A 12,450-nucleotide genomic window follows, 5' to 3' on the forward strand; every position below is an offset into this window, starting at 1 on the left:
CGCAATTCGTTTCCCGGTAGACTCTCACCCCCTTGGCTCTCAGCCAGGATTCCGCAAGGCCGATAGCGTTAATTACTCCTTCTTCATTATCTGTTCTTGCACGTATGAACGCCTTTGTGAGCTCTAATGTATCCTCCACTGCTATCACCGCGCAATAGTGAGGTTGTCATAGCTCCCATGCAACTTCTATACCAGGATACGCGTTTAGCCACACAACGAGTTCTCGCAGGCCCAGTGACTCATTGGGTTATAACGGGACGACAATATGGGTGTTACTGGTGATAATGGGGCAAATGGGGACAGACGGATTCGACAAGATGGACCCCCTTCGCGGTAATCCGTATGCCAGCACGCCCCTTCTGCACCTGCACGTAGTCTGCAAGGCTCAATTCTTTTATGCAGGTACGAACCCGAGCTTCAGTAATAGGAATGCCATCTGCTTGCATTGCTGCTGCTATTGACCGCCTACCAACGCTTTTTCCCTGCTGGGCCATCTGGTATGCTTTAGTAAGAACGGAAAGAACATCAGGCTCAATGCTCGCGTTTTGACCAGATTGGTCATTGGAGCAGGAATCCGACATGCCGGATTTAGCTATGTAGTCGGGTACGTCTTCAACGGTCAAATCAGCATCGGTCATCGACATCATATACTCAATGCAGTTCTCCAGTTCCCTGATGTTACCTGGCCACCTGTACCGTTTGAACAGGTCTAGCACCATCGGAGACACCTGACGCTCGTCTCCCTTGCGCTTCATAATGTGGGAAACAAGCGCGGGGATGTCATCGATACGCTGTGCCAGGGTGGGGAGAGTCAACGGCAGCACGTTGATTCGATAGTAAAGGTCTTTGCGGAACAGCCCTTGCTGCACCATCTCCAGGAGATTCTTGTTGGTCGCACATATGATCCTGACATCCACCGGAACCAAGCCTATTCCGCCGACCCTCATCGCTTCCTTTTCTTGTAAAACACGCAGCAACTTGGCTTGTAGACAAGGTGAGATGTCACCTATCTCGTCAAGAAACACCGTCCCGCAATGCGCCTGCTCGAATAGGCCAGGCTTGCCCCCCTTCTTTGCACCGGTGAAAGCGCCCTCATCATAGCCAAACAACTCGCTTTCGAGCAAACTGTCAGGCAGTGCGGCACAGTTTATCGCAACGAACGGATAGCGTGCCCTCGCGGACGCATTGTGAATCGCTTGCGCGAACAATTCTTTGCCCGTACCGCTCTCCCCGCATATCAGCACCGCTCCGTCCGCACGGGCAATGCTCTTGGCCATCGTTACGCATTTTCGGATGGCGTCGCTGTTACCAACTATGTCCTCAAAAGAATATTTCGCAATATATCCCGTCCTGCGGAGCGCACGGCGTACCTTGGCATCGAGTTCCTGTATTTCTTCAGTTTTCCTTAATGTGATAACGCCGGTGGTTTTCTTACCGTCCTGCTCGACCCATGCTTTGTTGACGACGAATGCGTTCCGCCCCAGGCTGTACACCTCGTCCAGCACATGGTCCCTGGTTCTCAGTGGGAATATAGGTACCACTTCCCAAAGCGTTTTGCCAACTGATTGCCACGCCTCTTTCTTCAGCAGTTTCTCAGAAGCTTTATTAAAAAGCTTGATCCTCTCATTCTCATCAAATGTGATGATACCTTCTTGCACCAAGTCAAGGACTAGTTCTAACTCCTTTCTCGTCGCGACAAGGCGGTCAAGTATCGCTAGCAACCCTGGGTTCCTGGGTACAGTTTCCTGGTAGTGTTTAGCTATAGTACGGCTAAGATCGAGGTCAAGGATTTGGAGCCGAGTAGCAATGTCTAGAAGGGTACTCGCGTCAATAACTCTGTCCCCGATGTTTACTACTTTGGAGACAATGCTCGGTACGCATTGCATTTCATTAGGGGTGATAGCAATGCCAAGGTTAGGAACCGGGCTGCCTGGATACACTGCAGTCAGCTGGATGTGGCGTGCCCCGAGTTCATAAAGCAAAGCCACAGTCTCAACGGCAGCTTCCTGCTCGTTGTTTACCAGCATCGCCCTAGTCCTTGATGGCAGATTGATCACCTGTTCCCACCCCTGACGCTGCAGAGTGCGGCGAATTGCAAGGATGGGAGTCCCCCGGTCTGCTACTCTAGCAACTTCCCCAACCCACCTTTCACCAGGCACGAGAATGAGATCCCCCTTAATAGGGCAGCAGACGTCTGATACCAGTGGGTGCACTTCGAATTCTACGCGATTCCCCAGGAAAGCTTCAAGCTGAGTTCTCAGTACCTCACCTACCCTCAGTGTGTACGTGGCAATACATATCTTTGGACGATCGGCAATCTCCACTGTTTTTCCCTTTTTCATTCCAGACCCCCCAAGTTTCTCACCAGTTCTCTACGGCACAGCGCTAGGCCCAAAACCGCTCCGCCACAACTACCCGCGAAAACAATGGGAAGAGCAGTGATCTAAGAGTCTGGCCACACGCAAAAGTAGCTTGTTAACAACATAACAAAAGGAACTGGGAACGTTCAGACAAAGGCCAGCTAGAAAGGAACCTGGTTGGATCGTTTGCTAATGATCCCAGCCAGCCGCAATGCTGACCACGAAAAAGGAAGCAATCATCGCTAATCCCACAAGCGCCCCCATTCTTTTATCGGTGAAAGTCGCTTTTGTTTCCTTCACACTCACCAGCGCCAGGCTGCCTTCAAGCACACATTAAGGAAATAAACGGGATGTAACCCGTCCCTTTCTCGCCTAGGGATTGATTAAAAAGACTTGTGCGACATTGTTAATACATGATAGGGTGAACACCATCCAGTCGTTGTACCCTTTGTTCTTGCTCAGGAACGCCCGCGCTATGGCATATGTACCTGCGACCTCGGGGCACTCCGAGCTTGATCCAGTGGGAATACGCCGCAGTGGCGATGTGGGTAACCAGCGGATTGCCCTTGACCAGTCTATGCCGTAATCCGAACACGGTGGAGTAGTAATCCGCCACATTAGCAAGCAGCATTATCTTCACCGCCTGCGTCAGCTGCTTTTGTCTTGTGCTCATACCCAACCCTATGCTGTTCTGGCTTCCATGCGGCTAAAGAGTTCACGCCGGAATCGCCTTTCTCCTTCTTCGGAAGCAACAAAAAGCCGGATGCGTTCTACACCCGGCCCAATGTACCCAAAGGATTTGCACTCACATTTCAGCCCACCCATATGGCAAATCCCTTGAAAAAACGAACGCCTTACTCACACCACTGGTACAGGTAATCATCCATACATCCAAGTGCTTTCGCAAAGGCTTTTGCCTGTATATCTCCCACTCTCTCAGGTTTTTCAGATTCACGCCGAGGATTTGGGCAAATTCCACCTTCATCAGTCCCCTGCACAAGCGCGCCTTTCTTATCCGCTGGCCCAAGGTCTCCTCTGCCGATTCTCCAAAGCAGCCAAGATAAGCTATAGATACCAGAAGGCCCTGCAGTACCACGTCCTGGACCAGGCGATTGAAACCAAGGGGGAGCGGCAGGGGAAAGCCTCCGTTAAGGCACATTGTGCCCGAGAGCAACACACCGGCCATCTTCTCCCACCGACGATCATCATGGCCCCCACCTTCCCTTCACTTTTGTCTACTGCCGAATTAATACCCTCGTAGGGTGACCAACATCCAACCGTTGTAGCATTGCTCCTGGAAAAAGCCGCTCTAGGCCCTATGTACACGCTGTATACCTTCTGTCTGCCGTTATTTCGCATAACATAGGGCATTTCAGGCGCCGTGCAGGCCTTCAGCCCGCACGGCGCCTGGTTTTTTGTCTTGAGACCAGAGGAAATAGCCTGTCCTTCATCCGGGAGTGACTCCCCTAGCAACGTCTAGACTTCGGAATTGAGATTCTGATGCACCTTCGTTCTCTCAAGCGCTCGCGGGCAGAAGTATCCCTCTATGACCCCATTGGCGTGGATAAGGAAGGGAATGAAGTCGTGCTTTTGGACGTGCTCGGTACCAGCGCGGACGTGGTGGCCGACCTCATTGAGAGCCGGTTTGAAAAAGAAAAGCTCTACGAGAAGATCCGCCGCCTGGGTCGGCGGGAACGCAAGGTCCTGGAGCTCCGTTACGGCCTTCCTTGCGGCGGCAAGAAAACGCAGCGGGAAATCGCCCGCCTTCTAGGGATCTCCCGCTCCTACGTCTCTCGCATTGAAAAGCGCGCTCTGGCCAAGCTCTGCGGCGAACTTTTGCGCGAGGAAACGTACCCCTCTCCTTCCAGGAATGCAGTCAAGGGGCGCTGATCCCTGGCGAGCCGTGGAAATCAAATGCATCTTCCTCCACCAGTCGCTCAGGCTCCTACCGGAATGTCGGCCCCTGCAAGTCCCCATGCAGCCTTTGCCTTTCCAGCGTTCATGGTGACAAGAAGCAAAGCGAGGCTGATTATAGTAGAGCCCAAGGTAGTAGGACCAAGAAACACACGTCTTCCTGGAGGCAGAGGCATCGCCGGCAACATAATATACTGTGAGGAATCGACTACGGCGCCGGAACACTCCATTGAGGAGGCTGCAATATGGACGACAGCTCTGTGTCGCTTGCCACATCTAGCCCCACGGCCTACGGGAACCTCGCTCTCGACGTCCGGGACGTGCTGACGGGAGTCCAGGTACCGGAGTTCCGTTATCTCGTGAACGAGGACAACGTGGGCGATCCCCAAGTTGAACTGCCCGAAGACGAGCGCGACCCCAGCCTGTTTCCCTCCTTGAAACCGGGTGCGAGTTACAGCCCTGTTGTGCTGGCAGGGGAAGCCCGGGGGATGTCTACGGCGATATTTGCCCTGCCTGCCGGCAAGTACTTGGTTACCGTCCTGGCCCCGGGCTTTAAACTGGGTGGGACATGGGTGACGGTACCGCCCGGTGCGGACGTGACGGCCGAGGTCAAGCTCCATCCTCATCCCCTACCCCTGTCGCGCATACGGGTGCACGTTTTTCACGACAACCACCCGGTGAACGGCGAAGACGATTTTCCGTTGGAGATGGGGCTGGAAGGCTTTCGCATTACCGTTACTGATGCCGTCGGAGAAGTCACCGTCGACTATTTCGGCAACCCGCTCGGCACCGCGTACGAGCGTACCCCGGAGGGAAATATCGTCTTGGATGAGTTCGGCCGGCCGGTCCCTATTCCGGGCACGGGCGGGGTGGTTCTCACCGATGCCGCCGGGAACGCGCTCATCGATAATCTGGCTCCCGGTAAGTACGGGGTCCAGGCCATTCCGCCGGATGGGACGGACTGGATCCAAACCACTACAATTGAGGGAACCCATGTCATCGATGCTTGGATTGAAGAAGGCAACGACGGCTACAGCCCGCGGGAAGGCTTTCAGGCCCCCTTGGTCTGGATAGGATTCGTGCGGCCGCTGGATTTCCCGTCGCCCGGGTCAGAGAACACCGGTACGATAAAAGGGCGAGTGCGCACGATCATCGAGTTTATACCCCCCTTTAAACCGTTAACCTTGGGAGAGCCGGTAGACCGCCCTTGGCTGGCCCTCAGCGACATCGGCGCCGACGACCAGCAGGTCTACACCGGGCGGGGCGACAGCGACGGCACCTTTCTCATTCCCAACGTACCGCCGGGCGTGTACCAGCTCGCCATCTGGGATGAGCCGCTGGATCACATCATTTCCTTCCGCACAGTGGAGGTGGGGCCGAACCAAACCGTGGATCTCGGTGAAATCGGCATTCCGCGCTGGTTTGGGTATATTCAGGGCACGGTATTTATCGACCCCGACGGCGACGGCGTGCGGGAAGAGGGCGAACCGGGCATCCCCAACGTCGCCGTCAAGACGCGCTTCAAAGACGGCAGCGTGCAGTACACCACAGTGACCGACCCGCGGGGAGACTATCGGCTGGACGAAGTGTTCGAGCTGGAGCGTTTCGCCGTGGCGGAAGTCGGCTTCACCCGCCTGGCCCGCACCGGAGCCACCGGCACGCCGGACTTCGGCATTCCCCTGGTTGACCCCGCCAACCCGGGCGGGCTGTGCCGCGATGAGGCCGGGCATTACGTGCGCTGCCCGGAAACCTATCCGAAAGCGCTTACCCTGGCCGAGCTCACCTGGGCGGCGAAGACGAACCGGATCGACTGGGGTAAGAGGCCCTACATGGCGGCAGAAAACGGCGGCATCTCCGGCATGGTGTACTACGCCACCATGCGCAATGAAACCGACCCCCGGTATGCGATAGCCGAAGACTACGAACCCGGCATACCCGCCGTAACGCTCAATCTTTACCGAGCCGACGTTGACCCGGAAACCGGTCAGGTGGTCCAAGGAAAGCTCATCAACACGACGATCACCGATGCGTGGGAACACCCCACCGGCTGCATAGACCACGACGGCAATTCCGTGAACTGCACAGAGGTTCCGAATATCTCCAACCAGATCCGCCCGGGCGTTTTTGACGGAAGCTATGCCTTTGAGACTTATTGGGACCCCTTTTACGGTGCGCCCGGTGCCGTGGAAAAACCGCTTCCGCCTGGCTCTTACATCGTCGAGGTCGTTCCCCCGCCCGGCTATAAAACCCTGGGCGAAGGCGGGTCCACCAACAAGGAGCAGGGTGACGTCTTTGTCCCCTCTCCCAGGGCAGACCGGTTGCCGGGTCGGCCTGAAGGCAGCCAACTGCGCATCGCCCCGCCCCCGTTTTATTCACCACCGCCTCCGTTCTTTGAGTTCACCAAAAGGGTAGTGCGGGTGGCAAACGGGCTTAATGCCACCGCCGACTTCTTCTTGTACACCGACGTCCCCGTCCCGGGCCGGATAGTCGGTTTCCTGCTGGACGACGTAAACCTGGAGACAGATCCGGCTTTCATTTACTACGGCGAAAAGCGCGGCATTCCGAATACGCCGGTGGGCATCAGAGACTTCACCGGCCGCCTGCTGACCACGGTGCATTCGGATATCAACGGGATATTCGAAGTACTGTTGCCGTCCACCTATACCTGTAACCTTCCCACTCCCTCCGGCATCGCTCCCGGCATGTACCAGGTCGTCGGGAACGATCCGGGGGACCCGGACAGCCCCAACCCGAACTACAACCCCAACTACCAGTCGCTGAAAATGGTCTTCGACGTTTGGCCGGGTAAGACCACTTACGCCGACGTAGCTCTCTTCCCGATAACCGCCTTTGTCGCCGCCCCGGGGGTGCAGTTTGCCCAACCGCCTCAGTGCCGGGTGAGTCCGGACACACCGCAGATCTTCCGGGTAAGCCAAGTGTACGTCGACCTGCTCTCCCTCGATGACGGGCCCAGGACTTTCGACATCCTCGGCACGGGTTTTGGGGACGCGCCCGGCAGGGTCACCTTAAACGGCCAGGCCATCCCGGTGCTGGAGTGGACGCCCTTCCACGTAAGAGCTCTGGTTCCATATGGTTTTCAGCCGGCCGGCCCGGCGCAACTTTCCCTGACCAACGCCGCGGGCAAAGGGAGCTGCACCGGTATCACCATGCACCTCTTAATGGAAGGCGTCTACCGGCCCAACTTGGCCGTCGTCGCCCAGGACGGGACCGGCCGCTACGGCAGCATTCAGGCGGCCATCGACAACGAACCAGACGGCACGGTGGTGGTGGTTAAGCCGGGTATCTACTATGAAAGCCCGATCCTCTACAAGAACATCAAGCTCCAGGGCATGGGCAGCGGAGGGATCAGGGCGGACGGTTCCGGCGTGCAGGGCTCGGTTATTGACGGCAGGTTTTTCCTCTCTTACCAGCAAGAGTGGCTGGCAAAGCTGGAAAGCATCGATTTTGACGGGCCGGAACAGGTGCCGCCCGGCCAGGTTAAAGATATAAGCAGCGGCCAAGCGATCACAGTAGTAGCTAAGTCCGGAGCCTTCCGCGCCGATTTCGCGCCGCAGATAGACGGCTTTACCATTACCGGCACCCGGGGCGAAGACGCCGGCGGGATCTACATCCATGCCCACGCTGATTACCTGGTCGTCAGCAACAACATCATCCAGAGCAACGGGGGAGGCTTCGGCGGCGGCATCACCATCGGCCGGGCTTACGCGGGCGACAACTACAATGCTAACATCCATATCCATCACAACCGCGTGTTGAACAACGGCGGTATCAGCCTGGCGGGAGGAATAGGCATCTTTAACGGGGCACGGAACTACCATATCGAGTACAACGATATCTGCGGCAATTACTCGGCGGAATACGGCGGCGGCATCTCCCACTACGGTTACAGCCCTGGCGGGAAAATCCACCACAACCGCGTGCTCTTTAACGCCTCCTTCGACGAAGGAGGGGGCATCTTCATCGGCGGCGAACAACCGGTACCGCCCGCGACGCTGACCAGGGGGTCCGGGGAAGTTGAGATTTTCAACAACCTGATCCAGGGCAACATCGCCAACGACGACGGCGGCGGCATCCGCCTCCTGCAGCCTTTGGACTTCCGGATCAACATTTATAACAACATCATCGCCAACAACGTCTCCACCGACCTGGGCGGCGGTCTGGCCCTCGACGATGCGTCCAATGTCGCCATCTTTAACAACACCATCGCCAAGAATATCAGCACCGCCACCGCCGAGGACAGCGACGGCCGGCCCCACGGTGCCGGCTTGGTAAGCGAAGCGAACAGCGCCGCCTTCCAGGCTTACCTTCCGCCGGGCTCGCCGGCTTTCAGCAACCCGGTTCTTTTCAACAACATCTTCTGGGATAACCGGGCGGGCACTTACAACCAGTCCCTTAACGGCGGCCGGGGCGGTATAGCCGGGATCGGCGCTCCCGGGGACCCGGAACCGGTTAGGGTGCTGGACCTGGAGGTCTTCGGCGCTCCCGGAAAGCTCAATCCCGAATACTGCAGCCTGTCCCAACCATATGAGGGCGGCAGCAACAATCTTACCGGCAACCCCGCGTTTGTAGCGGAATACGACACCCGCCTTACGGCCGTGGCCTTCAATATGGAACCCGACTTCCGCTCGGTCAAAATAGTGACGGCCGTCCCCGAACTCGAAGGAGATTACCACTTGAAGAGCACCTCGCCGGTCATCGACCGGGGCGCCGCACAGGTCGTAAGGGATAAAGAAGTGTTTTCCGCCCCCGCCGACGATTTTGACGGCCACCGGAGGCCCCAGGGGGCGGGGTACGACATCGGCGCCGACGAAGTGGTAGCTGCGGGTTAGCACGTGGACGAGAAAGGAGCTTACGGCCATGGCCAGAATCGATAAGCGCTTCGGGGCCACCGACGGCTGGATTAAGATGCCCGACGGCACCGAGCATTATATCTTCGGCTTCGTCGACCTCACCGGCGTTCCCGAAGAACGGCCGGCGCTCTACCGCGGCCGAGCCACCCTGCCGGGGCCTTTACTCGAGGTCGACGAAGGGGATGAGGTCTACCTTACCCTGACCAACCTGGGTTTTCCGGGAAGGCCGGAACTCGACGACACGCACACCATCCACTGGCACGGCTTCCCCAACCAGATACCGCTGTGGGACGGGGTGCCGGAGACCTCCATCTCCGTGCCCGTCGGCCGAAGTTTCACCTATTACTTTAAGCCGGCCGACCCCGGCACTTACATGTATCATTGCCATTTCGAGCCGGTCGAACACATTCAGATGGGAATGCTGGGGCCTTTGATCGTCCGGCCGGCCCTGGAAAAAAACCCCGCCTTCGCCGGCCGGCTTTTTGCCTACAACGACACGGCTACGGAGTACCAGCGTGAGGTCATCCTTCTGCTCACGGAGCTGGACGCCGTCGCCCACAGCCGGGTGGCCGCAGCCCAACCCTACGACTGGACGGAGTACCGGCCGCACTATTGGCTGATCAGCGGGCGGAGTTACCCGGACACCGTAAAGCCCGCCGACGACCCCTCCTTACCCGGCCAGCCCTTCTCTGCGCTCATCGCCGCGCAGCCGGGGGAAAAAGTGCTCCTGCGCTTCATCAACCTCGGTTATGAGCTGCACACCTTACAGCTCTTGGGCCTACCCCTCAGGATAATCGGGCAGGACGCCAAGCTCCTGCGCGGATACCACGGGGAAGACCTGAGCCATTCGGCAACAGGCCTCACCCTTGCCGCCGGGCAGACCGTCGACGCTCTGGTTACCGCTTCCCGCCCGGGGATTTATCCTCTTTATAACCGCAGCTACCATAAAAACACCAATGCCGGGCTGACGTTCGGCGGCATGGTCACCGAGTTCAGAGTGGTGCCGTAACTGTGGCCGCCCGGCTTCCCGCCGGGTAGAATTTAATCGTCTTGGGGGAAAGAAAATGCCGACTGTAGAGCTTTGGGCCAAAGACGGTTACGTAAGTACTCCCGACGGCAACAGCATCTATTTTTGGGGTTTTGCGCGCAGCCGTGAAGGCAAGGCCCAGTTGCCGGGGCCCGCGATAATCGCCAGGCAGGGAGAACCCCTCACCGTCAGGCTGGTCAACCTTCTGCCGGAACCGGTTTCGCTTTCCTTCCCAGGGCAAATCGGGGTGACGGTGGACGGAAGCCCGGTTAGACCTCAGTACGAAGGCGGAAAGTTGGTCTCCTTCACCAACCACGCCCTCCCCGGAGAAAGCGTGTCCTACACTCTTGCGCCAACCAGCCCGGGCACGTTCCTTTACGAAAGCGGGTCGAATCCGCCCAAGCAGGTACCCTTGGGCCTGTACGGGGCTCTGGTGGTGAGGCCCGCCGACTATAATCCGGAAATCAAGGAGTACAAGACGGCCTACGGTTACGGGACCGATACGGCCTTCGACCGTGAGTACCTCTTAATCACGGGCGAAATCGACCCTGAGTTCCACCAGGCCGCAGCCGAAGGCCGCCCTTACGAGCTAAGCCGCTACAAACCCCGCTACTGGACGCTCAACGGCCGCTCGGCGCCGGACACCATGCTCCCGGACAGCGCCGCCCACCTTCCGCATCAACCCTACGGCGCCATGATCATGGCCGAACCCGGAGAAAAGGTGCTGCTGCGGTACATCGGCGCGGGAACCGCGCACCACCCGCTGCACCCGCACGGCAACCACACGCGGGTCCTGGCCCTGGACGGGAGGCTGCTCCGGAACGGCGCCTTCGACCGCTCCTACGAGCGGTTTACGGTTCTCGTCGGCGCCGGTCAGACCTGTGACCAGATTTACCAGTGGTTCGGCTTGGGCTATTCGCCGGAAAACCCGATCCCCACAGTTCTACCCAACCTGCGCAACCTGGGCATCGGCGACGCCGGTTGGACCATGTGGAGCGGGAGTCCCTATCTCGGCCTCAAAGGAGACATCCCCCAGGGCGTAGTCTCCTTCAACGAGGAAGGTGAGTACTATTTCATGTTGCATTCCCACCAAGAGTTTCAGATAACCAACTGGGGGGAATTTCCCGGCGGCCTGATGACCATGATCGCCGTTCATCCGCATTTAAGTCCCGATAGGGGCGTGTTGAAAGAGAGCGAAAGGGGTACGGGCTATGGGAATAGTGTTTAGCAGCCTGCAAGTCGTACCCGGATTGATAACCCTGGCCGGAAAGAGCATCCCTTTTTGGGGTTTTTCGTACGCTTACCATCCGCGGCCGCGGCCGCAGCTGCCCGGCCCTATTATCCAGGCGACGGCCGGCGACTATATAAGAATGGCGTTGGTCGTCCGGCCCAACGCTCCCTTCGGGGAAGATCTGTCCATCATTTTCCCGGGGCAGGAAGGCGTTGAGGTGCGCAGTATTCCCCGCTTTCCGTTTCGGCCCGTACAGCCGCAATATGCCGATGGAAAAATGGTTTCTTTGACCGACTACCTGGCCGCGGGTGAGATCGGGGCGATCGAGTACAGATTCCGAGCCGTTCGCTCCGGCATTTATCTCTACGAGAGCGGTACGAATTCGGCCGAACAAGTGCAAATGGGCCTCTACGGAGTAATAGTAGTGCGGCCGGTAGGTTACGGCCAACCGTGGCATCCAGATTTCCGCACGGCGTACGGCCGGGATACTGCGTCCAGGCACGATATCGAGAAAATCCTGGTCTTGGGCGAAATCGACAGCGCCATGCACAACAGCGTCGTTTCAAGGGCCGACTACAACCTGCTCGACTTCCGCCCCGACTGCTGGGTGATCAACGGCCGCTCCTTTCCACACAGCATCGCCCCGGACGACGATTCCAGCCAGCCTTACGGCTCGGCGATAACGTGCCGCGTGGGGCAGCGGGTGCTTCTGCGAATCCTGAATGCCGGCTTTCAAGCCCACACCCTTGCCCTCGGGGCCCTGACCGGCAGGGTAATAGCCGAAGATGGTTATCCGCTCAAGATCGGCAGTAGCGACGCCACCTACGAGAAAACGGCGGTGACCGTCGGGCCCGGCCGAAGCGTCGATCTCCTTGTTACCCCTCCTCATCCGGGCGAATTCTATGTCTACGACCGGGAATACCGACACCTGGTAAGTGACGACCGATTTCCCGGCGGAATGATGACAAAAATCACAGTTACTCCTTGATCCTAAGCTTTACGCGCTCCGACCAGGTCTTGAGCGCTTGCCGCCCGGCTGGCGGCCTC

General features: G+C 58.0%; 7 protein-coding genes. 5 read left to right on the plus strand and 2 right to left on the minus strand.

Going from position 1 to position 12,450, the window contains the following annotated elements:
• Nucleotides 1–272: 272 nt before the first annotated feature.
• Nucleotides 273–2,342, minus strand: coding sequence for a sigma-54-dependent Fis family transcriptional regulator (locus K5554_RS09735; RefSeq protein ID WP_221038293.1), 2,070 nt, complete (start codon nucleotides 2,340–2,342; stop codon nucleotides 273–275).
• An 823-nt stretch (nucleotides 2,343–3,165) separates the two neighbouring features.
• Nucleotides 3,166–3,546, minus strand: coding sequence for a hypothetical protein (locus K5554_RS09740; protein ID WP_221038294.1), 381 nt, complete (start codon nucleotides 3,544–3,546; stop codon nucleotides 3,166–3,168).
• Between the two features lie 314 nt (nucleotides 3,547–3,860).
• Between K5554_RS09740 and K5554_RS09745 the strand changes: the two genes are divergently transcribed.
• From K5554_RS09745 to K5554_RS09765, 5 genes are all read left to right on the plus strand, one after another.
• Nucleotides 3,861–4,250 (plus strand): sigma-70 family RNA polymerase sigma factor, encoded by a 390-nt coding sequence (locus K5554_RS09745; RefSeq protein ID WP_221038295.1) that lies wholly within the window; start codon nucleotides 3,861–3,863, stop codon nucleotides 4,248–4,250.
• Between the two features lie 269 nt (nucleotides 4,251–4,519).
• Nucleotides 4,520–9,124 carry an SdrD B-like domain-containing protein gene (locus K5554_RS09750; protein WP_221038296.1) on the plus strand — a complete coding sequence of 1,535 codons (4,605 nt, stop codon included), beginning with the start codon at nucleotides 4,520–4,522 and terminating at the stop codon, nucleotides 9,122–9,124.
• 28 nt (nucleotides 9,125–9,152) lie between these two features.
• Nucleotides 9,153–10,154, plus strand: coding sequence for a multicopper oxidase domain-containing protein (locus K5554_RS09755; protein WP_221038297.1), 1,002 nt, complete (start codon nucleotides 9,153–9,155; stop codon nucleotides 10,152–10,154).
• Between the two features lie 55 nt (nucleotides 10,155–10,209).
• Complete coding sequence (locus K5554_RS09760) at nucleotides 10,210–11,400, plus strand: multicopper oxidase domain-containing protein (protein WP_221038298.1); 1,191 nt, start codon at nucleotides 10,210–10,212, stop codon at nucleotides 11,398–11,400.
• On the plus strand, nucleotides 11,384–12,391 hold the full coding sequence (locus tag K5554_RS09765) for a ferroxidase (protein ID WP_221038299.1): 1,008 nt from the start codon (nucleotides 11,384–11,386) through the stop codon (nucleotides 12,389–12,391). Before K5554_RS09760 ends, K5554_RS09765 begins: the two co-directional genes overlap by 17 nt.
• Nucleotides 12,392–12,450 lie beyond the last annotated feature (59 nt).

The organism is Gelria sp. Kuro-4, assembly GCF_019668485.1.
Classification (GTDB): Bacteria; Bacillota; DTU030; order DUMP01; family DUMP01; genus DUMP01.